The 19,557-nt window shown below is 41.3% G+C and carries 25 protein-coding genes; 20 read left to right on the top strand and 5 right to left on the bottom strand.

The window, feature by feature from the left end:
- A complete protein-coding gene (locus tag MKY18_RS11835) occupies positions 1 to 306 on the top strand; it encodes a DUF3986 family protein (RefSeq protein ID WP_260406751.1) in 306 nt (101 codons plus the stop codon).
- A gap of 108 nt (positions 307 to 414) precedes the next feature.
- On the opposite strand, the gene sigK is transcribed toward MKY18_RS11835, so the two are convergent.
- The gene (gene sigK / locus MKY18_RS11830) at positions 415 to 1,143 is read right to left on the bottom strand and encodes an RNA polymerase sporulation sigma factor SigK (RefSeq protein ID WP_034738387.1); all 729 of its coding nucleotides are present in this window, start codon (positions 1,141 to 1,143) and stop codon (positions 415 to 417) included.
- A gap of 231 nt (positions 1,144 to 1,374) precedes the next feature.
- On the opposite strand from sigK, the gene MKY18_RS11825 reads away from it, so the two are divergent.
- The 4 genes from MKY18_RS11825 (at position 1,375) to MKY18_RS11810 (ending at position 4,456) form a co-directional block, all read left to right on the top strand.
- Positions 1,375 to 2,496, top strand: coding sequence for a hypothetical protein (locus MKY18_RS11825; RefSeq protein ID WP_044139447.1), 1,122 nt, complete (start codon positions 1,375 to 1,377; stop codon positions 2,494 to 2,496).
- A gap of 178 nt (positions 2,497 to 2,674) precedes the next feature.
- Complete coding sequence (locus tag MKY18_RS11820; protein WP_065098460.1) at positions 2,675 to 3,415, top strand: polysaccharide deacetylase family protein; 741 nt, start codon at positions 2,675 to 2,677, stop codon at positions 3,413 to 3,415.
- A gap of 84 nt (positions 3,416 to 3,499) precedes the next feature.
- Complete coding sequence (locus MKY18_RS11815) at positions 3,500 to 4,228, top strand: GDSL-type esterase/lipase family protein (protein WP_223252823.1); 729 nt, start codon at positions 3,500 to 3,502, stop codon at positions 4,226 to 4,228.
- 78 nt (positions 4,229 to 4,306) lie between these two features.
- The gene (locus MKY18_RS11810; protein WP_003217499.1) at positions 4,307 to 4,456 is read left to right on the top strand and encodes a hypothetical protein; all 150 of its coding nucleotides are present in this window, start codon (positions 4,307 to 4,309) and stop codon (positions 4,454 to 4,456) included.
- Between the two features lie 136 nt (positions 4,457 to 4,592).
- Here the strand turns inward: MKY18_RS11810 and MKY18_RS11805 are convergent, their stop codons facing one another.
- Positions 4,593 to 4,733, bottom strand: coding sequence for a sporulation histidine kinase inhibitor Sda (locus MKY18_RS11805; protein WP_003217327.1), 141 nt, complete (start codon positions 4,731 to 4,733; stop codon positions 4,593 to 4,595).
- Positions 4,734 to 5,095: 362 nt separating this feature from the next.
- Here MKY18_RS11805 and MKY18_RS11800 point away from each other — a divergent pair, with 362 nt between their 5' ends.
- Genes MKY18_RS11800 through MKY18_RS11765 form a run of 8 tightly spaced genes read left to right on the top strand, consistent with a single transcriptional unit; the run spans position 5,096 to position 10,113 of the window.
- Positions 5,096 to 5,617 (top strand): YqeG family HAD IIIA-type phosphatase, encoded by a 522-nt coding sequence (locus MKY18_RS11800; RefSeq protein ID WP_044139602.1) that lies wholly within the window; start codon positions 5,096 to 5,098, stop codon positions 5,615 to 5,617.
- Positions 5,618 to 5,619: 2 nt separating this feature from the next.
- The gene (gene yqeH, locus MKY18_RS11795; RefSeq protein ID WP_185107017.1) at positions 5,620 to 6,720 is read left to right on the top strand and encodes a ribosome biogenesis GTPase YqeH; all 1,101 of its coding nucleotides are present in this window, start codon (positions 5,620 to 5,622) and stop codon (positions 6,718 to 6,720) included.
- 21 nt (positions 6,721 to 6,741) lie between these two features.
- Positions 6,742 to 7,584: a shikimate dehydrogenase gene (aroE, locus tag MKY18_RS11790; protein ID WP_185107015.1), complete on the top strand. Its 843-nt coding sequence runs from the start codon at positions 6,742 to 6,744 to the stop codon at positions 7,582 to 7,584.
- A complete protein-coding gene (yhbY, locus tag MKY18_RS11785) occupies positions 7,578 to 7,868 on the top strand; it encodes a ribosome assembly RNA-binding protein YhbY (protein ID WP_044139442.1) in 291 nt (96 codons plus the stop codon). Before aroE ends, yhbY begins: the two co-directional genes overlap by 7 nt.
- Positions 7,869 to 7,881: 13 nt before the next feature.
- A complete protein-coding gene (locus MKY18_RS11780; protein WP_065098456.1) occupies positions 7,882 to 8,451 on the top strand; it encodes a nicotinate-nucleotide adenylyltransferase in 570 nt (189 codons plus the stop codon).
- Complete coding sequence (gene yqeK / locus MKY18_RS11775) at positions 8,441 to 9,004, top strand: bis(5'-nucleosyl)-tetraphosphatase (symmetrical) YqeK (protein ID WP_065098455.1); 564 nt, start codon at positions 8,441 to 8,443, stop codon at positions 9,002 to 9,004. The genes MKY18_RS11780 and yqeK overlap by 11 nt, the downstream gene beginning before the upstream one ends.
- A 12-nt stretch (positions 9,005 to 9,016) precedes the next feature.
- A complete protein-coding gene (gene rsfS, locus MKY18_RS11770; protein WP_003217467.1) occupies positions 9,017 to 9,373 on the top strand; it encodes a ribosome silencing factor in 357 nt (118 codons plus the stop codon).
- Positions 9,370 to 10,113, top strand: coding sequence for a class I SAM-dependent methyltransferase (locus MKY18_RS11765; RefSeq protein WP_065098454.1), 744 nt, complete (start codon positions 9,370 to 9,372; stop codon positions 10,111 to 10,113). The genes rsfS and MKY18_RS11765 overlap by 4 nt, the downstream gene beginning before the upstream one ends.
- 48 nt (positions 10,114 to 10,161) lie before the next feature.
- On the opposite strand, the gene comER is transcribed toward MKY18_RS11765, so the two are convergent.
- A complete protein-coding gene (gene comER / locus MKY18_RS11760; protein WP_065098453.1) occupies positions 10,162 to 11,010 on the bottom strand; it encodes a late competence protein ComER in 849 nt (282 codons plus the stop codon).
- Between the two features lie 90 nt (positions 11,011 to 11,100).
- Here comER and MKY18_RS11755 point away from each other — a divergent pair, with 90 nt between their 5' ends.
- The 3 genes from MKY18_RS11755 (at position 11,101) to MKY18_RS11745 (ending at position 14,685) form a co-directional block, all read left to right on the top strand.
- Positions 11,101 to 11,730, top strand: a complete 630-nt coding sequence (locus MKY18_RS11755; protein ID WP_065098452.1) for a helix-hairpin-helix domain-containing protein — start codon at positions 11,101 to 11,103, stop codon at positions 11,728 to 11,730.
- A 65-nt stretch (positions 11,731 to 11,795) separates the two neighbouring features.
- Positions 11,796 to 12,365 carry a ComE operon protein 2 gene (locus tag MKY18_RS11750; protein WP_044139437.1) on the top strand — a complete coding sequence of 190 codons (570 nt, stop codon included), beginning with the start codon at positions 11,796 to 11,798 and terminating at the stop codon, positions 12,363 to 12,365.
- Positions 12,358 to 14,685 (top strand): DNA internalization-related competence protein ComEC/Rec2, encoded by a 2,328-nt coding sequence (locus MKY18_RS11745; protein ID WP_065098451.1) that lies wholly within the window; start codon positions 12,358 to 12,360, stop codon positions 14,683 to 14,685. The genes MKY18_RS11750 and MKY18_RS11745 overlap by 8 nt, the downstream gene beginning before the upstream one ends.
- 40 nt (positions 14,686 to 14,725) lie before the next feature.
- Here MKY18_RS11745 and MKY18_RS11740 read toward each other — a convergent pair whose 3' ends face one another.
- Positions 14,726 to 14,860, bottom strand: coding sequence for a YqzM family protein (locus MKY18_RS11740; RefSeq protein ID WP_003217416.1), 135 nt, complete (start codon positions 14,858 to 14,860; stop codon positions 14,726 to 14,728).
- 236 nt (positions 14,861 to 15,096) lie between these two features.
- Between MKY18_RS11740 and holA the strand changes: the two genes are divergently transcribed.
- Entirely contained in the window at positions 15,097 to 16,116 is a 1,020-nt protein-coding gene (gene holA, locus MKY18_RS11735; RefSeq protein WP_065098450.1) for a DNA polymerase III subunit delta, read from the top strand.
- Positions 16,117 to 16,250: 134 nt separating this feature from the next.
- On the opposite strand, the gene rpsT is transcribed toward holA, so the two are convergent.
- Positions 16,251 to 16,517, bottom strand: a complete 267-nt coding sequence (gene rpsT, locus MKY18_RS11730) for a 30S ribosomal protein S20 (RefSeq protein ID WP_003217506.1) — start codon at positions 16,515 to 16,517, stop codon at positions 16,251 to 16,253.
- 198 nt (positions 16,518 to 16,715) lie between these two features.
- Here rpsT and gpr point away from each other — a divergent pair, with 198 nt between their 5' ends.
- The 3 genes from gpr (at position 16,716) to MKY18_RS11715 (ending at position 19,453) form a co-directional block, all read left to right on the top strand.
- A complete protein-coding gene (gpr, locus tag MKY18_RS11725) occupies positions 16,716 to 17,831 on the top strand; it encodes a GPR endopeptidase (protein ID WP_003217353.1) in 1,116 nt (371 codons plus the stop codon).
- A 66-nt stretch (positions 17,832 to 17,897) separates the two neighbouring features.
- On the top strand, positions 17,898 to 19,106 hold the full coding sequence (locus MKY18_RS11720) for a stage II sporulation protein P (protein ID WP_342497516.1): 1,209 nt from the start codon (positions 17,898 to 17,900) through the stop codon (positions 19,104 to 19,106).
- A 14-nt stretch (positions 19,107 to 19,120) separates the two neighbouring features.
- Positions 19,121 to 19,453, top strand: a complete 333-nt coding sequence (locus MKY18_RS11715) for a YqxA family protein (RefSeq protein WP_061408632.1) — start codon at positions 19,121 to 19,123, stop codon at positions 19,451 to 19,453.
- Positions 19,454 to 19,557: the final 104 nt, after the last annotated feature.

The following is a 19,557-nucleotide window of genomic DNA, read 5'->3' as shown; positions in this document are numbered from 1 at the left end:
ATGAAAGTGAGTACAGAAGAAAAATTACATAGTTTAGATAGTTTAGACGATACTATGCATTTACATGTAGGATATTATGAACATGGTTTTGATGATGAAGGCGTATTTTTTAAGAGTTTAGAAACAGGGAGATGGCTCTTGTTTTTTGATCAAAAAAGTTATGGGGTAACGCTTTTAAAGGAATATGAGAAATGGAATGATCTAGGATTATTGATTGGAGAATATCTGATTGACGATGACCAAATTGAGGAGGAAGGTCATAAGATTTTTGAGCGTTTCTTAAAAGAAAACAGCATAGTGAAATAAATGAGGATAAAACACGACATAGTTTTCTTTTGTGTATGTGGGCTATATTGTGATGTTCAAATAAAAACAGACCCAACAAGGTCTGTTTTTATTAGTAGTTGGAAAAGTTCATTTCCCCTTCTCCCGCTTCCGTTTCTCCTTCTCCGCCCGGTAAAACTCATGAAACATCTTCATCAGCGCCCGCTTCTCAATACGAGACACATAGCTCCGCGATATCCCGAGCTCCTTCGCTATTTCCCGCTGCGTTTTTTCTTTCTTTAAATCAAGGCCGAACCGGCCGACGATCACTTCTTTTTCCCGGCCGTCGAGAATGTCGATATACTCCTTTACTTTTTCAAGCTCCATGTTGAGCTGAATCGTATCAATCACATCTTCATTTTCGGATTTTAAGACATCAATTAAAGAAATTTCATTGCCTTCTTTATCCTGACCAATGGGGTCATGCAAGGAGACATCCTTTTTTGTTTTTTTGAGCGCGCGTAAATGCATCAGAATTTCATTTTCAATACACCGCGCCGCATACGTTGCCAGCTTTGTTCCTTTTCCAGAGGAATAGCTTTCGATGGCTTTAATGAGTCCGATCGTCCCGATGGAGATGAGGTCTTCAGCGTCTTCCCCGGTATTTTCAAATTTCTTGACAATATGGGCGACGAGCCGAAGGTTATGTTCAATCAGCATATTTCTCGCGTGTTCATCGCCCTGTGCCATAAGGGCTAAGTATTTTTTTTCATCATCTCCCGAAAGGGGCTGTGGAAAGGCATTGTTTTTGACATAGGACACTAAGAACACCAATTCTTTGACCATCAATCCCATCGCTGTAAATACTCCTGCCACGATTTTCACCTCCACCATGTTTAGGCCACTGCCTATATCCTCAAATGTATGTGAAGGGGGGATTGTCTGTGTCTGTACGATGAAAAAATCATCTTTTTCGAAAAAAACGGGCTTCTGTTCGTCTGTTTTTGCTGCCTTGCTCATATGTTTGCGGTTTCTTTGCGGTGCTTGGCGGTCAAGAAGCGTGCTAAAATATGTAATATTAGACCGAAAAGGAAGGGGTTTTTTCGGAACATGGGGAAGGTTCTTTCTTCACATGTAGGTATGAAAATTAATGAATGGTATCGAATGATACGGCAGTTCAGTGTTCCAGATGCGGAAATCCTGAAAGCAGAAGTAGAAGCGGAAATTGAACGGATGGAAGAGGACCAGCATTTACTGATTTATTATCAGCTCATGTGTTTTCGGCACCAGATCATGCTTGACTATATACACCCTTCAAAATATCAACCTTTCTCAGTATCTAATCTTGTCGATAAAATCGAAAACTCCAATCATGAGTTATCTGATATGCTGCATTATTACCATGCATTTTTTCGTGGCATGCATGAGTTTAGTCAAAAAGAATATTTAGAAGCCGTCAAATATTACCGAGTGGCAGAAAAACAGCTGTCTATGGTATTTGATGATATTGAGCAGGCTGAGTTTCATTTTAAAGTAGCAGAAGCCTACTATATTATGAAGCAAACGCATGTCTCGATGCATCATATTTTAAAGGCGCTAGAAATATACGATCAGCATGATGCTTATTCTATTCGCATCATTCAGTGCCTGTTTGTGATCTCAGGAAACTACCAAGACTTAAAACGAAAAGATCGGGCACTGCCTCATTTAAAAAAGGCAAAACAGCTCGCATCACAAATTGATCACCCGCGGATATACAGTTCAGCGCTTTATAATTTAGGAAAATGTTATGGGGAGCTAGGCTACCTTGAGGAAGCACAACGCTATTTAACGGAATCGGCTGATATTGCCTGTAAAGAGCAGCTTCCCACGCTTCCGCATACACTCTATACGCTCGCAAAACTGCTTTTTAGACAAAATGAACAAGAAGCAGCACGCCGCATATTAGAAGATGGAAAATTAGCTGCAAAGAAGCATGAAGACCAGCTGTTCTGTCATATGTTTGAGTATCTAGATGCTTTATATGTTCAAGGAATGAATGAAAAACAACTGCAAAAAACCATTGATTATTTGGAAAAACTTAGCCTATACTCTTATATAGAGGATATCTCACTAGAAATTGCGACAGCCTTAGAAGCCTCTCAACAATACCAGAAGTCCAACCAGTATTATCAGAAATTATTATGGGCTCAAAATCAAATTCAAGAAGGAGAGTGTCTGTATGAATTCTAAGCAACGTTCGACAGTTGAAGAGAGAAACCAAACGTGAAACAAAAAGCGGGCCCATATGGCCGGCTTTTTTTATGTAAAAAATGAAGTCAGGGAGGAGCAGGTATGATCATGAACCTTGAATGAATTCATCAGAAAGCGGGCAATTTAATCTGTAATGATGTTCTGTGGAGGCGGTCTGATGAAAGGGTTGCATATCTTTATGTGTGTATTGGTATTATGCGTTTTTGTTCCTAATGAAATAGAGGCACGAACATTAAAAAGAATCGACCTGGAAAAAACGGGACGAGCGTTTTGGGACATGAGAGAGGAACGGAAGAAGATTGCGATCACCTTTGATGATGGACCTCATCCAGTTTACACGAATCAAATATTGGATGTGCTGAAGCAGCATCAAGTAAATGCCAGCTTTTTTGTCGTAGGAAGCCGGGTTCACGCATATCCAAGGATCGCAGAACGGATTGTGGACGAAGGAAATGAGCTTGGCAATCACACGATGAATCATACGTATTTTGACCTGTTATCATCAAAGGAGATCAAGCAGGAGCTAAAAGAATCAGCGGCTCATATTGCTTCACTCCAGCCTGGCGGGCCCTTATTATTTCGTCCTCCTGGCGGCCGCTTGACGATGAAATCTTTTCGCATTTTGTCAAAGCAAGGATATGATGTGGTCATGTGGTCCTTTACGCAAGATCCGAAGGACTGGTCAAGACCAGGCGCGCATAAAATTGCGAGCCGCATTATTGCTCATATTCAAGGCGGCGATATCATTCTTTTGCATGATGGTGGGGGAAACCGGAAGCAGACGGTCGAAGCACTGAAACAAGTGATACCTGAATTAAAGGATCGAGGATATGAATTTGTCAAAGTGAGCGAACTGCTGCATCATGACAAAGCGTATGTACCAGTTCAACTGCAATAGGAAGTATTCGTCAAAAACAGTCATTCATTGAAACCAAAAGTCTTGTCGTTTACTATATGAAGAGGGCTTTTGGAGGTGAATGTTGTGAAGAAATATGTTGTCCTTTTCATCCTGCTTTGTGTCGCTGCTGGGTGCTCAAAGCCAGAACAAGAAAGTGTCATTGCATTTGGCGACAGCAATACAAAGGGATCAAACTGGGACTTCCGAGATTATCCAACATCTGAAAAATGGGTAAATCTCATGAAAAACGTCGAGCGCGGTCAAATTCAAGTGAAGAACGCAGGGATTGGCGGGCAGACGACTGAAGATGCGAAGCTTCGCTTTGAGCAGGATATTTTAAAGCAGAAACCAACTTACGTCCTCATCATGTTCGGTACGAATGATGCGGCGATTTTAGACGGGAAACATCCCCGAGTGACGAAAAAAAGATTTAAAGAAAATGTAACCTACTTCATTTCTGAAAGTAGAAAAGCAGGCGTTACCCCGATTCTCATGACTTGTGTACCTGTTGTAGAAGGCGGAAAAAAGGGCTTGTATTATTACTCTAGGTATAAGTCATCTTATTTTGCTGAGAGAGGCGGTGCAAGAGCTTGGCAAAATTCCTATAATGACATCACGAGAGAAATTGCCAAGGATCAGCAAGTACCGCTTGTCGACAACTGGAAAGCGTTCATCCGAGAAGCTGGTGAAGATAGTGACAATGCGCTGATTCAATCAGGTTTGATCGACCCTTCTGGCAATCATATGACGCCAAAAGGGGCAAGAATCATTTATAACGAAATCAAAGAGCGTGATGTCATCAAACATTTTTAAATGATGGCCATCTGCCTAAACAAGACCATCCATTTAGCATAGTCTAACAGTATATCTTCCTAGGAGGAGGTAACTGATATGTGGGGATGCCCTTATCCTTACCCTGCGTGTTCGCCTTATCCAGCTCAAGGAGCAGGAATCGGTTACGCTTTTCTTGTTGTGTTCCTTGTGGTCATTTTGGTCGTAGGTGGAGGGTTATGGTTTTGGAATGAACAGCCTTGCAAATAAGACACCTCTTCTTTACTTGAGAAGGGGTGTTTTTTACGGAAAATAGTAGTAAGCCTATAGCGCAAGTGATATAATATCAGTCACCTGAGTTTAAAAAAGGAGAGTGCTCGGGAGGCATGGTTCCTGTGATATGGAATTAAGAGGAAACAGAGAGCATATGCCCGAGCGAACGTCTTTTCATTTCTGTCTCAATTAATTCAATGAAGTCGCGATTTAAGTTCATTTCATTTGCTTTATAATACGATTCTATAAGTAAATCATCTGACAGCTTTTTCATACTAGAAACCCATATGATGGGAAAAACACCTCCCCCGAAAAAGTTGGCATAAAACTTGAGGAAAAGACATATCATCATAGGTTGATCGAATGTCTCTGAAGTACCTTTAATCTACCATGAATGGGAAACAAGAACAATCGTTCTGTTATCCACATGGTGAAGTGGATAACTTGTGGGTAGAGTGTTTATAATTGAATGAAAGCGTGATGAAATATAGGTGGATAATGTGTGTAAAATTATCCACACCTGTTGAAGGTCCTCATCATATGTCGAAAACTTTTTCATTGTATTCGATAGACAGACAAATTGTGATTTGATTCGACACAATCGCTGAAAAACCAATGGAAGAAAGGGTGCAAATTGTGCTAAAGAAGTATTTCTTACCGGATGAATTTGTGAAAAGCATTTTCCACATTTCACCGCAAAAACTAAAAGAACGAAATGTAAAAGGAATTATTACCGATTTAGATAACACACTAGTAGAATGGGATCGTCCAAGTGCGACGCCCCGCTTAATTGAATGGTTTCAAGAAATGAAGGATCACGGGATACAAGTGACGATTGTATCGAACAATAATGAAAAAAGGGTCAAGCTTTTTTCTGAACCAGTTCATATCCCGTTTATTTATAAAGCGAAAAAGCCGATGGGAAGAGCTTTTAATAAGGCCGTCGCTGATATGCAATTGAAAAAAGAAGATGTGGTGGTCATTGGGGATCAGCTCATGACCGATGTTCTAGGCGGGAATCGTCACGGCTTCCATACGATTTTGGTCGTCCCTGTTGCTGCCTCAGACGGATTTTTCACTAAGTTTAACAGGCAGATTGAACGCAGAATTTTAGGAGCCTTAAAGCGTAAGGGCCACATTCAGTGGGAGGAAGAGTAATAATGGAAAAGGTTGTTTGTATTGGCTGCGGTGTAGCCATTCAGACGGAAGATAAAGATCAATTAGGATATGCGCCGGCAGCATCTCTATTGAAAGAAGATGTGATCTGTCAGCGCTGTTTTAGGTTAAAGAACTACAATGAAATACAAGATGTTTCTTTAACAGAAGACGACTTTTTAAATATATTGCATAGTATCGGAGAGACAGATTCTCTGATTGTCAAGGTCGTTGATATTTTTGACTTTAACGGAAGCTGGATTAATGGACTGAATCGTATTGTCGGTGGTAACCCGATTTTACTCGTCGGCAACAAAGTAGATATTTTACCGAAATCCGTGAAAAAAGATCGTTTGATTCATTGGATGAAACGGGAAGCGAAAGAAAACGGATTGAACCCGATCGATGTGTTCTTAATCAGTGCAAGCAGAGGTCAGGGCGTACCTGAGGTGATGGAAGCGATCGATCATTACCGCGAAGGAAGAAATGTCTATGTCGTCGGCTGTACGAATGTTGGGAAATCCACATTTATCAATCGAATCATCAAAGAAGTATCTGGCGAAGAGAATGTGATCACCACATCCCAATATCCAGGTACAACACTTGATGCCATTGAGATTCCGCTTGATGACGGATCTGCTCTATTTGATACACCGGGCATTATCAACCGTCATCAGATGGCGCACTATGTCAGCAAAAATGACTTGAAGATCTTAACACCGAAAAAAGAATTGAAACCGAGAACGTTCCAATTAAATGAAGCTCAAACGCTTTATTTTGGCGGACTGGCTCGATTTGACTATGTAAAAGGCGGCAGAACGTCATTTGTCTGCTATATGCCAAATGAGCTGAACATACACAGAACAAAGTTAGAGAACGCAGATGATTTATATGAAAAACATGCAGGGGAACTGCTATCACCGCCATCAAAAGAGGGGATGGAAGATTTTCCAGCACTCGTTCCGCATACCTTTACCATTGATCAGCCCAAAATGGATATCGTCTTCTCAGGCTTAGGGTGGATCACGGCAAATGATGCAGGCAAGCAAATTAAAGTCTATGCGCCAAAAGGCGTTCATGTGTTTATGAGACGTTCGTTAATTTAAATGTTCAGAGGGGGAGAGACCTTGAAACCTTTATACGGAGTAATCGGTAACCCTGTTGGCCATTCAATGTCTCCGGATATTCATAATGCAGCATTAAAGGATGCTGGAATTGATGGACATTATCATGGCTTTCAAGTAGAAAATGATGACCTGAAAGATGCGATTAGCGGTATGAAAGCCTTAGGAATCAGCGGCTTTAACGTCACTGTTCCGCACAAGGTAGACATCATGCAGTACCTTGACAAAATTGATGTGACAGCTGAACGCCTGCGTGCTGTCAATACGGTGCGGCTTGAAGAAGGTCAGCTCGTCGGGTACAACACAGATGGAGAGGGCTTTCTTCATTCATTGCTTGAAGCCTTGAATCGGCCATTATCAGAGCTTTCATTTCTCCTAATTGGTGCTGGCGGAGCGGCAAGAGCGATTTATACGACAATCGCTGACTATGCACCGAAAAGCTTTGATATCACCAACCGCACCATTAAAAAAGCTGAGGCTTTAATTGAAAGTGCAGATGGGAACTTCACTTCTAGTGCCATTACATTAAAGACGGCGGAAGAGCAGCTTGGGGAATATGATGTCATCATCCATACAACCTCAATTGGTATGCACCCGAATGTTGAAGAAACCCCGATTTCTTTAGCGAACGCAAAAAAAACAGCGGTTGTTTGTGATATTGTGTATAATCCAATAGAAACAAAACTGCTCAGAGAAGCAGCCGGGTTAGGTTTGAAAACAGTAGATGGTGTCGGCATGTTTGTTGGACAAGCAGCTAGAGCCTTTGAACTGTGGACAGGCATCACGCCTGACGCAAGAAAAATGAAGTCAATTGTGATACAGAAATTAGGAGGAACACCATGTTAAAAGGGAAACAAAAACGTTTTTTACGTGCAAAAGCACATCATTTATCACCTATTTTTCAAGTAGGAAAAGGCGGGGTAAATGACAATATGATCAAGCAAATTTCCGAGGCGCTTGAAGTAAGAGAACTGTTAAAGGTCAGCGTATTACAAAACTGCGACGAGGACAAAACGGAAGTTGCGAAAGCACTTGTCAAAGGTACAAAAGCTGAACTTGTTCAAACGATCGGAAATGTGATTGTCCTTTATAAAGAATCAAAGGAAAATAAACAAATTAAGCTGCCGTAAAGGTGGATGTGATATGAAAAAAATAGGGTTGTTCGGCGGTACGTTTGATCCTCCTCATAATGGGCATTTGCTGATGGCAAATGAGGTGCGTTTTCAAGTAGGGCTTGATGAAATTTGGTTTATCCCAAATCACAAGCCTCCTCATAAAACAGACCGGAAGCGAGAAGATAGTCGTCACCGGGTGAAAATGGTGGATGCGGCGATCCAGTCAAATCCACATTTTCGATTGGAGCTCATTGAAATGGAGCGAGAGGGTCCATCTTATACAGTAGATACGGTGGAGCTTTTAAAGAAGCGTCATCCTGAAGATGAGTTCTTTTTTATGATTGGAGCGGACATGGTCGAGTATTTGCCAAAATGGCATCGAATTGATGATTTACTTCAGATGATTACTTTTATTGGGATGAAAAGACCGGGTTATACCGGAAATACGACATATCCTCTTTTATTTGCAGATGTTCCAGCTTTTGATGTATCATCGACATTGATTAGGCAACGAATCATGCAGGGAAAACCTGTCGATTATTTGATACCGAAAGCTGTTGAGCGTTATATAAAGGAGCATCACTTATATGAATCGTGAAGAAGCATTGAACTGTGTCAAAGAGCAGTTAACAGAGCATAGATATACACATACACTCGGGGTTATGGAGACGGCCATTTCATTAGCGGAACGGTTCGGTGCAGATGTGAAAAAAACAGAGATCGCCGCTATTTTTCATGATTATGCGAAATTTAGACCAAAAGATGAAATGAAGGGGATTATCCAGCAGGAACAGATGAACCCTCTATTGCTAGAATATTCGCCCGAGCTTTGGCATGCCCCGGTTGGTGCCTATTTGGTTAAAAAGGAAGCAGCTATTAACGACCAAGATATTTTAACGGCTATTGAATTTCATACATCAGGCAGACCAAACATGACGTTACTTGAAAAGGTCATTTATGTCGCTGATTATATCGAACCAGGACGTCATTTCCCTGGTGTTGAAGAAGTAAGAGAGTTAGCAGAGCAAGATTTGGATAGTGCACTGATTCAGTCACTAAAAAACACGATCAGCTTTTTATTGAAAAAGAATCAGCCAGTCTATCCAGATACGCTTGCGACTTACAACTCACTTGTGCATAAGAACAATTAAGGAGGAATTTGGATGGATTCATCATCAATTTTAAACGTCGCGGCAGGAGCATGCGATGATAAACGGGCTGAGGATATTATTGCCCTTAATATGCAAGGAATCTCACTTGTTGCCGATTATTTTCTCATTTGTCACGGGAACTCTGATAAACAAGTGCAGGCCATTGCAAGAGAAGTAAAACATCTTGCAGAGGAAAGTGGAATCGAAGTGAAGAAGATGGAGGGCTTTGATGAAGCAAGATGGGTATTGATTGATCTTGGTGATGTCATTGCTCATGTGTTCCACAAAGAAGAAAGAGGATACTACAACTTAGAGAAGCTATGGGGAGATGCGCCGAGAGAAACGCTTTCACTTGGCATTAACTCATGATTTATCAAGGGTTTGCAGGTGTGTATGACGAGCTCATGACACATGCACCTTATGATGAATGGGTTCAGTGGATCCAGCAGAATATCAAACCGAATGCTGCCATTATTGATGTTGGCTGTGGAACTGGAGAGATTTCTCTTCGGTTAGCTGAAAAGGGTCACGCAGTCACTGGAATTGACCTCAGTGAAGAAATGCTGGCTTTCGCGCAGCAAAAAGCACAGGCGAAAAAGCAGTCCATTCAATTTTTACATCAAGATATGAGAGAGCTGACGGGTTTTGAGCAAGTCTTTCAAGCGGCGGTTATATGCTGTGATTCCTTGAATTACTTAAAAAACGAAAATGACGTCAAAAAAACCTTTAAAAACATGTTTCAGCTTTTAGAGGCAGATGGGGTTTTACTCTTTGATGTTCATACTCCTTATAAAATGGAAGATGTATTCCCAGGTTCGACTTATGCCGATCAAGATGAAGAAATCAGCTATATTTGGCAGAGTGATAAAGGGGATGACATGTATTCAGTCATTCACGATTTAAGCTTTTTTGTAAAGGACGGAGACGTGTATCAGCGTTATGATGAGACACATGAACAGCGTACATTTCCATTTGAGACCTATGCGGCGTTCCTTGAGTCCGCTGGCTTTGAACAAATAGAAGTGACCGCTGATTTTACAAATGAAGCGCCCGGGGAATTCGCCGAAAGATATTTCATTTCAGCTAAGAAACCAAAAACCATCGTTTAATGGAACGATGGTTTTTTAAAACCCTTTTTTCGCTTGTTGCAGAGTTGATTAATTTCTGCGATCATCAGTAAACACACTTGGTGGATATTGATGCGCAACTGCTTCAAGATCTTCATCGAATTTTTCATGGGTGTTTTGAAAAAGGCGATGAAACATATCTTGAACACCTACTTCAAGTGCTTTAATTCCTTCACCCGTGACGCCGCCTTTTACACACACTTTGTCTTGCAGTGTCGGAAGGGTATAGACTCTTTTTTCAATCAAACGGCCAAGCCCTACAAGCATATCTTCTGATAAGGTGGTGGCTTCTTCTTTAGAAATATCTGTTTCTTCAACGGCTGCTTCAATCATTTTCTGAACGAGAAAGCTGATAAAGGCAGGTCCGCAACTGACGATATCTGACGCCGCTCTTGTAATCGAATGATGAATTTCAATGGGTGTTGAAATGCAGGAAGCTAACTGTCTTAGTGCTGTTTTCGTCGCGACATTGCATGACGATCCAAATGTTAAAAGTGACGCACCTGATAAAGCGCGGTTCGTAATGCTTGGAATCAGCCTGGCGGTTTGACAAGGAACGATATCCTGAAGCTGTTCAGGATGAACCGGACTTGTAATAATGACAATGGTTTGGTGCTCTTTTAAAAGAGGGCTCAGCTCTTTTAAAAGAGGATAAATATCAAGCGGCTTGACACAAACAAAGATAAAATCTTTATCCATGACAGCTCCTGTAAGCTGTTTTGTTACTTCAAGCTCTGGGTGGTTCTTTTTTATATTGAACGCTTTTTCTATGGTCCGGTTTGTAATGGTGATGGATGAGGGATTGACTGCCTTTGATTCAATAAATGCCTCAGTAAGTATGGTACCCATGTTTCCTGTACCGATTATCCCGATATTCAAACGTTCTCCCTCCTTAGGCGCATAGGATCTGTTATCTTCTAAACAGTATGTTGAGCAATAGAAAAATATGATTGAAAGAAGCGTGAGCACGTGAAGCGACTCATTCCATTGAAAAAATACAGTCTTTATATCGGAGCTGGGCTCATGGGCGCGATCATCATCACTTTCTTCCTTTTGGCAGGAAATAAGGAGAGCACTAGAGAGCCAAGTGTATTGAAGGGCGATCAAGACAAACAAGTCACATTAGAAGACAAAGAAGAAAAAACCGATAATGAATCATCCTCCATTTTTGTGGAAGTCAAAGGGGCTGTAAAAAAGCCAGGTGTTTATACGTTTCAATCTGATGCACGGGTAGAAGAAGCCATTCGAAGAGCAGGAGGCTTTACTAGTAAAGCAGACACGATTGAAATTAATCAAGCAGCAAAACTAGAAGACAGTATGATGATTTATGTCCGGAAGCAGGGAGAAGCAGAGAGAGAGGCACAAACAGCAGGTGCTGACGCTCCATTGGGTAATGAAAAGAGTCAAGGTGTCAATGTGAATCAGGCTGATGCAGCGGAATTGCAAACCATTAATGGGATAGGGCCAGCTAAAGCAGAAGCCATCATTACGTACAGAGAGGAACACGGAGAATTTCAACAAATTGAAGATTTGCGGAACATTTCAGGTTTTGGGGAGAAGACCATTGAACGGCTGAAAAATGAATTGACCGTTAAGTAGAATTGACGGTATAGAAGGAAGGCATGTACACTTAATACCAACCATCATTCTGGAGGGATCAGCTCGTGGAAAGAATTTCATGGAATCAATATTTTATGGCGCAAAGCCATTTGCTTGCTTTACGAAGCACTTGTGAGCGGTTAGCTGTTGGGGCGACCATCGTCAGAGACAAGCGTATCATTGCAGGGGGATATAATGGCTCAATTGCTGGTGATGTCCATTGTGCAGATGTGGGATGCTATGTCATTGATCATCACTGCGTTCGCACCATCCATGCGGAAATGAACGCTATTTTACAATGTGCCAAATTTGGTGCACCTACAGCCGATGCTGAAATATATGTCACACATTTTCCTTGTTTGCAGTGCTGTAAAGCCATTATTCAAGCAGGTATTCGAACCGTGTACTATGCAAAGGATTATAAAAATCACCCATACGCCATTGATTTATTTGAGCAGGCAGGCGTTCAAACGGAACAAGTTGAACTCGATGAAATGATCATTGACTTAAAAAATCAAGAAAAATTAGCCTTTGTTGCAGATTTAATTGGCAAACTAAGTGAATCAGGACTTAGTGAATCAGAAATTCGCGATATGCATGAGAAGGCGAATCAATTATTTACTTCCTATGTTTAATTATTTGCCGTTTGGGGCAATTTCAGCAGCAGTTGGAATTGCTCTGGCTGCATATCATCTTCAGATGTATTTCCTTCTCTTTCTTCTCATCATTTTACTTCTCAGCCTACTGAAAAAAATTCCCAAACTCTTTCTCATGATCAGCCTATGTGGAGCTGTCTATACTCTTATTTTTATGGTTCATGAGTTTTTTGAAACGGATCAACCTGTTCAAGAAAAATTCTTTTCCGGCTCTGTTGTGATTGAAACGATTCCGAAAACAGATGGCAATCGTTTTTCGGCAACTGTGTCAACAGAAGATGACCGGTTAGCCGCTTTCTATACCATTCAAACAGAGCGTGAAAAAGAGACGTTAAAAGACGTAGAGCCAGGTATGAGCTGTCATATGACAGGTGAAGTTCGGGCGCCTAAACACGCAACCATTCCTAACGGGTTTCAATACGATCAATTTCTAAAATCAAAAGGCATTCGCGCTATTTTCTTACCGCAGTCAATCAAAGGCTGTACAAAAAATGATCGTCCTTCCTATTATCTTCAAATGATGAGGCAAAAGGGCTTAAAATTTTTAGAAGATCATGTGCCGAAAAACTCTGTAGGTATTGTACAGGCTCTTATTTTTGGAGACCGAGAATTGATTGATCCTGACACGCTAAGAGACTATCAAATGCTCGGCATTATTCATCTGTTAGCGATCTCAGGGCTGCATGTGCAAACGCTTCTTGCATGTTTATTTTGGTGTCTGCTTCGTGCCGGTGTGACAAGAGAGACAGCGCGTCTTCTTCTATTATGCTTTCTGCCTGTTTATGCTTGTTTGACAGGTGCTGCACCATCTGTTTTAAGAGCCTGCCTCATGGCAGGAATCTATTTAGTGATGACAAGCCTTCCAAAAGAAATGAAACAGCCTTCTGCTGTCGTATTAAGCGCAACGTTTTTATTCTTATTAGCGATTCATCCTTTATATCTATTCGATATCGGATTTCAGCTTTCATTCGTGGTAACGTTTTTTATTTTGTTATCGACCAGAATCTTATCACAAGCGAAAAGCGCAGTGATGCAGTTATTCCTTATCTCCTTTGTTGCACAGCTTGCCTCGCTTCCTGTTCTTTTATATCATTTTCAGCAATTTTCTTTGCTGAGCATCCCATTGAATATGATATTTGTCCCTTTTTATACAACAGTTGTCCTGCCTCTGTCCTTACTCTTTTATCTTTTGTCTATCATTTATCTTCCGCTTGGACAAGTGTTGTTCCAGCTGCTTGATTCGGTCATCCAGCTAAGTCATCAGTTGTCAGCATATATGGCAGTTTTTGATGGGTTCAACTTGATTTTTATGAAATCGACTTGGTGGCATATTCTACTTGAAGTGAGCGCCATTGTTTTTTTGCTGTTTGTGATGGAGTGCAAAATGTCCGTGAAATCTTATGCCGTGCCGATTATATTACTCATTGGTGTCTTGAGTGCACACTATTTCACCCCGAATTTTCTCCAAAAAGGAGAGGTCACGATGCTGGATGTCGGACAAGGGGATAGTTTGTTTATTCAGCTCCCTTACCGAAAGGGACATCTACTTGTGGACACAGGTGGCAGACTTTCTTTTGATGATGAACCATGGAAAAAAAGACGTAAAGTGTCTACGATCGGTGATCAAACACTAATCCCGTTTTTCCATTCAAAAGGTATAGCAAAACTGGATGTGCTGATTCTCACGCATGCAGATCAAGACCACATGGGAGAGGCAGTTCGTTTAATCAAGCGAAATAAAGTAAGGCGGCTGGCCATACCAAAAGGTTTTGCCCGAAGTCCAGAGGATGCAAAGCTGCTAAAAGAAGCAGCTGAAAAAGGGATTATAATTGATGAATTAGAAAGAGGAGATCAGCTCCAAGTTGGAGAGCATATATTTGAGGTTCTTCACCCTTCGCAAGACCGGGTGACAAGTAAGAACAATGATTCACTTGTTCTAGCTTTTACTCTTGGCGGGAAACGCTTTCTGTTCACTGGAGACCTTGAACATGAAGGGGAACGAGATATTATAGAAGCCTATCCTCACCTGCGAGCAGATGTCTTAAAGGTTGGGCATCATGGGAGCAAAGGGTCAACAAGTGATGAGTGGCTTCGGCATCTGGAGCCGTCGCATGCACTCATTTCGGCTGGTGAACGCAATCGTTATCAGCATCCTCATCAGGAAGTCTTGAAAAAACTAAAGGATCATCAAACGAAGGTGTACCGCACAGATCGAGATGGGAGTGTGACCTTTGAATTTCTTGAGGAGAAAGGAACGTTTTACACGCATCCTCCATATGATATCTTACAAAATCAATAAAAAAAACTGCCAAAACGGCAGTCAGAAAGCATTCATGAAGTTAAGATCCAACGAGGTGTATAATGGTTGCCAAAATAAACATTGAGGCGAAAAATCCGAATGTGACGATAAAACCAACAGCTGAGTCGATCGCATCATTTCGCTTGCTTTGAACATTTTTTTCAAATTCATTCATTTTCATCCCTCCTGGCTAATTTTAGTATACTTGAACTCATTTGGAATTGCTAGAACGTAAAGTAACCGTTTTCCATTTTCATGATCATTTTATGAATATCGTCTGAAGCAAGTTGACCCGGGAGCTTGCACCAGACGTTTACTATAAATGAGGAGGCGGCACTTTCAGCTTCCTCTTTACTAATGTCTCAACACACTTTAGGATAGAGGAGGAAGTGAAAGAGAGGGATTCAATTTATGGTCTTTGAGGTTTGGAATAATTTAAAAAGAGGGGATATCCATCCCGTTTATTGCTTATATGGAAAAGAAACGTATTTACTGCAAGAAACAGCAGCTAAATTAAGACAAGCTGTAGTAGACGAGGAGACAAAGGATTTTAATTACTCCGTCTTTGATATGGAAGAGGTGCCGCTTGAACAGGCTGTGACAGATGCAGAAACCTTTCCGTTTATGGGAGAAAGGCGTCTCGTTTTGATCAAGAACCCTTATTTTCTTACAGCGGAAAAGAAAAAGGAGAAGATTGAGCATGAGCTTTCTCTGTTAGAAGCTTATTTAGAAAAACCGGCGCCTTATACCATTCTCGTCTTATTAGCACCATATGAAAAGCTGGATGAACGGAAGAAAATCACCAAATTGTTAAAAAAGAAAGCGGCTATGGTTGAGGCAAAAGAGTTAAACCCAAAAGAAACAACGGATTTCACCATTACACTGGTGAAAACAGAAGGAAAGGCGATGACATCTGAAGCGGCTGAGCAGCTTGTGATGCTGTGCGGCGGGAGCCTATCCTCATTGTTTCAAGAGGTCAAGAAGCTAAGTACATATATTGGAGAGCGAGAAGAAATTGAATTAAAGGATGTCAATCAGCTCGTTGCAAGAAGCTTAGAGCAGAATATTTTCGAATTAATTAACCAAATTGTCAACAGACGCCGCTCTCAGGCCATGCAGATGTTTTATGATTTGCTGAAACAAAATGAAGAACCCATTAAAATATTAGCACTTATATCCACTCAATTTCGTTTGATTTTGCAGACTAAGTATTTCGCTCAGCAAGGATATGGGCAAAAACAAATTGCTTCAAATCTAAAAGTCCACCCATTCCGCGTCAAACTTGCTATGGATCAGGCAAAGCTGTTTTCAGAAGAAGAGCTGAAGCAGATTGTCAAAGAGCTATCAACGATCGATTATGAAATGAAAACCGGTAAAAAGGACAAGCAGCTATTGCTAGAATTGTTTCTGCTTCGCCTATTAGGCGCTTGAACATAAAAAAACGACCTTCTAAAAAGAGGGTCGTTTTTGTTTAGATGTATAATTGTCAGTCTGTCCTAATGGCAAAGCCGGTCAGGACGGACGTACAGTTAAACAGTTGCCTCATTACTGAGGCGTTGCAAGCATTATGCAGAAAGTCCGTTTACTTGTTTAGCAAGTCTTGACTTGTAACGCGCAGCTGCGTTTTTGTGTACAAGACCAGTTTTAACGGCTTTGTCAATGCGTTTTGCAGCAGAAGAAAGAGCAGCTTTTGCTTGCTCAGCATCGTTGTTAGCTACAGAAACTTCAACTTGTTTAATCGCAGTACGCATCGCAGACTTGATTGTTACGTTGTGTGCACGGCGTTCGTTATTCGTTTTTGTACGTTTGATCGCTGATTTAATATTTGGCATGTGTTTCACCTCCTAAGATACAACCTAAACACAATTGTCTTAAGGTTAAATCTTCACAATAGAACAAGTTGTATTCTATCAAACACACCTTTAGAATGCAATATAAATGTAAAGTATTTTTCATTGATGAAGCGCTCGAATGTTTCTTTCAAGAGATGGAAAGACTACTGTTAATTACTTGGTGGAAGGAGTCTTTTTATGGAGAAACAGAAACTTGATTTAAGTGCTTATCAAATTCGGACAGACTTGGCTGTTGAAACAAAAGAGATACTAGAACAAGAGAACGATCCGAATGTTGTCAAAAAGGATGGAATTCAAGGGATTGTCGAAAAGGAAAAAGAGGAGCACGGCATCCGTATACGCACGGTGGAGATCACGAAAGAAGGGGAGGCGCTGACCAGCAAAAAGGCAGGAACATACTTGACACTTGAGGCTCAGGGCATTCGGGAGAAAGATTCTGAGATGCAGGAAAAAGTTGTCGAAGTCTTTGCCCATCATTTTGCTCAGTTTTTAAAAGATCGAGGCATTCAGACTGATGCGAGCTGTCTTGTAGTAGGACTAGGAAACTGGAATGTCACGCCAGATGCGCTAGGTCCGCTCACGGTTGAAAGTCTGCTTGTGACCCGTCATCTTTTTGAATTGCAGCCGGAAAATGTACAGGAAGGCTACCGCCCAGTGTCTTCTTTATCACCGGGAGTGATGGGACTGACTGGTATTGAAACAAGCGACATTATACAAGGCGTGATCGAGAGGTCCAAACCCGATTTTGTCATTGCAATCGATGCCCTTGCTGCTCGTGCAGTGGAACGGGTGAATACCACGATTCAAATCTCTGATACAGGTATCCATCCCGGTTCAGGTGTAGGGAATAAGCGAAAAGAATTAAGCAAAGAAACGTTGGGAATTCCAGTGATTGCGATTGGTGTTCCAACAGTGGTAGATGCAGTCACCATTGCAAGTGACACAATTGATTATGTCTTAAAGCATTTTGGTAGAGAACTGAAAGATGACCGGCCGTCCCGCTCTCTTGTGCCGGCTGGTTTGACGTTCGGGAAGAAAAAAGTACTAAACGAAGAAGATTTACCAGATGAAGAAACACGTCAATCTTTCTTAGGTATTGTAGGAACTCTTCCAGAAGAAGAGAAGCGGCAACTGATCCATGAAGTGCTTGCACCGCTAGGGCAAAATTTAATGGTGACGCCTAAGGAAGTGGATACATTCATTGATGATATGGCAAACGTGCTCGCCAATGGATTAAACACAGCGCTTCATCAAAAAATCTCTCAAGATAACATGGGTTCTTATAATCATTAATTAGTTCTACTTTCTCTAGCTCGCTCATAGTGTAATTACTAGAAAGCGTGCTGGAGGGAGTAAATCATGAAAAAAAGACCCCGCCGTCCTCGACAGTTGGTCGTTGCGATTAATGGAACAAAAGTAGTGAAAAGCATTTTCTTATTTATAGCCTCGCTTGTTGTAGTGTTTGTGATGTCAGGGGCGTTAACATCTTTAAAGCCGGAGCTGAGGCCACAAGCCTCGCTATATGGTGTAGCAGATGAGCTTTCCGAGGCGTTTTTCGCCACATTAATGGGCATGGAAAACCAATATTTCGCCTCAGCCGTCCCGAAAGATCAAAAAGGGTTTCATTTCTCTGGACTGTCACTCAAGCTTGCGACCAGTATCAATTTAGAAGACCCGCGTAGTTTTCTAGGGAGAGAACTTCCAGGCTTTGAACATTTTGATACAAAAATCATCTTAGCGGGTGAAGGAACAGACTATACCAACATGCCAATGGAATCGCCGCCACCAAGTGAAGTCATTCAAGATGAAAAAGAAGCAAATTTGGCAGAGCTGGACAAGCTCGACAAAGATGTGCCAAAAAAGCCTGCGAAAGAGCCGGACCGGTCGACAGGAAAACGAAAAGCTGTGTACATTTACCACACACATAATACGGAATCATATTTACCATTTTTAAAAGGAGAAACGAATCCAAACAATGCACGGCACTCAAAAGTGAATGTCACCCTTGTCGGCGACATGTTCGGAAAGGCGCTTGATCAGCAAGGAATCGGGAATACGGTTGACAAAACAGAAGTTGAAAAACGGCTTCTCCAAAAAGGGTTAAAGTATCCCCAGTCTTATAATGAATCAAGACTGGTCGTAAAAGAAGCCTTAGCGAAAAATGATGACCTCGAATATTTAATTGATATCCACCGTGATTCAAGAAGAAAGAAAGACACCACTGTCGAGATCAAAGGAAAGAAATATGCGAGAATTGCGTTTGTTGTGGGGAAGAAGAATCAAAGCTATGAGAAAAACCTTAAGCTTGCGACGGAGTTCCACCATTTGATGGAGAAAAAATATAAAGGGCTCAGTGTCGGTGTGTTTGCCAAAGGCGAAATTGGTGATAATGGAATTTATAATCAAGATTTATCCGACAAAGCCCTTCTTTTAGAATTTGGCGGAGTGGATAATAATATGGAAGAATTGAAAAATTCATCCAATGCAGCAGCTGATGTCTTCAGTGATATATTCTGGGATGCGGAAAAAGTAAACGGCAAAGCAAAGGATGAGAAAAAACGCTCTTAAGGTGGTGACGGTGCATGGGATCATTTATTGGAAAAACCATTATTTTAGGACTGGTCTTGCTATTTGGCGTCTTTTTAGGAATGCAGCAGGCAAATAATGGCATGCTGCAAATGAAGGGTTACCATGACCCGCAATTAAAAGGCGCTTTCTCCATCCAAATGAACGATGACGAAGAACGAGAAGCCTCTATCTTAGGAACAGCTGTTACAGAAAAGGATCTTGCCGAAAAACAAAAGCAGCTTGAGGAAATAGAGAGCTTTAATGCTTTCTCCAAGGCAGGGAAGGCGTTGTCTGATGGCATGACACATGCAGCTCGTTCTCTTTATGATTGGGTGAATGGGAAATAAACAAATCAACACCATATGACTAAAGCCGCTAATCAATGAGCGGCTTTTCTTGATTTCGATTGAATCTTTACAGCCCTATTGATATAATCTAACCTAGCGCAACC

Origin of the sequence: Bacillus sp. FSL R7-0672, from assembly GCF_038601465.1 — a bacterium.
GTDB classification, from domain to species: domain Bacteria; phylum Bacillota; class Bacilli; order Bacillales; family Bacillaceae; genus Bacillus; species Bacillus pumilus.
Note: the sequence above shows the minus strand (reverse complement) of the source record. Positions and strands in the feature narration are given on the sequence as shown.

What these genes read in the sequence shown, in the direction of transcription:
- MKY18_RS11765 (WP_065098454.1), top strand. Translation starts at nt 9,370, where the DNA reads ATGATTTATCAAGGGTTTGCAGGTGTGTATGACGAGCTCATGACACAT.
- yhbY (WP_044139442.1), top strand. Translation starts at nt 7,578, where the DNA reads ATGTTAAAAGGGAAACAAAAACGTTTTTTACGTGCAAAAGCACATCAT.
- MKY18_RS11810 (WP_003217499.1), top strand. Translation starts at nt 4,307, where the DNA reads ATGTGGGGATGCCCTTATCCTTACCCTGCGTGTTCGCCTTATCCAGCT.
- holA (WP_065098450.1), top strand. Translation starts at nt 15,097, where the DNA reads ATGGTCTTTGAGGTTTGGAATAATTTAAAAAGAGGGGATATCCATCCC.
- MKY18_RS11805 (WP_003217327.1), bottom strand. Translation starts at nt 4,733, where the DNA reads ATGAAAAAGCTGTCAGATGATTTACTTATAGAATCGTATTATAAAGCA.
- MKY18_RS11715 (WP_061408632.1), top strand. Translation starts at nt 19,121, where the DNA reads ATGGGATCATTTATTGGAAAAACCATTATTTTAGGACTGGTCTTGCTA.
- yqeH (WP_185107017.1), top strand. Translation starts at nt 5,620, where the DNA reads ATGGAAAAGGTTGTTTGTATTGGCTGCGGTGTAGCCATTCAGACGGAA.
- yqeK (WP_065098455.1), top strand. Translation starts at nt 8,441, where the DNA reads ATGAATCGTGAAGAAGCATTGAACTGTGTCAAAGAGCAGTTAACAGAG.
- rpsT (WP_003217506.1), bottom strand. Translation starts at nt 16,517, where the DNA reads ATGCCAAATATTAAATCAGCGATCAAACGTACAAAAACGAATAACGAA.
- MKY18_RS11820 (WP_065098460.1), top strand. Translation starts at nt 2,675, where the DNA reads ATGAAAGGGTTGCATATCTTTATGTGTGTATTGGTATTATGCGTTTTT.
- MKY18_RS11780 (WP_065098456.1), top strand. Translation starts at nt 7,882, where the DNA reads ATGAAAAAAATAGGGTTGTTCGGCGGTACGTTTGATCCTCCTCATAAT.
- MKY18_RS11720 (WP_342497516.1), top strand. Translation starts at nt 17,898, where the DNA reads ATGAAAAAAAGACCCCGCCGTCCTCGACAGTTGGTCGTTGCGATTAAT.
- gpr (WP_003217353.1), top strand. Translation starts at nt 16,716, where the DNA reads ATGGAGAAACAGAAACTTGATTTAAGTGCTTATCAAATTCGGACAGAC.
- MKY18_RS11740 (WP_003217416.1), bottom strand. Translation starts at nt 14,860, where the DNA reads ATGAATGAATTTGAAAAAAATGTTCAAAGCAAGCGAAATGATGCGATC.
- rsfS (WP_003217467.1), top strand. Translation starts at nt 9,017, where the DNA reads ATGGATTCATCATCAATTTTAAACGTCGCGGCAGGAGCATGCGATGAT.
- MKY18_RS11825 (WP_044139447.1), top strand. Translation starts at nt 1,375, where the DNA reads ATGGGGAAGGTTCTTTCTTCACATGTAGGTATGAAAATTAATGAATGG.
- MKY18_RS11835 (WP_260406751.1), top strand. Translation starts at nt 1, where the DNA reads ATGAAAGTGAGTACAGAAGAAAAATTACATAGTTTAGATAGTTTAGAC.
- MKY18_RS11745 (WP_065098451.1), top strand. Translation starts at nt 12,358, where the DNA reads ATGTTTAATTATTTGCCGTTTGGGGCAATTTCAGCAGCAGTTGGAATT.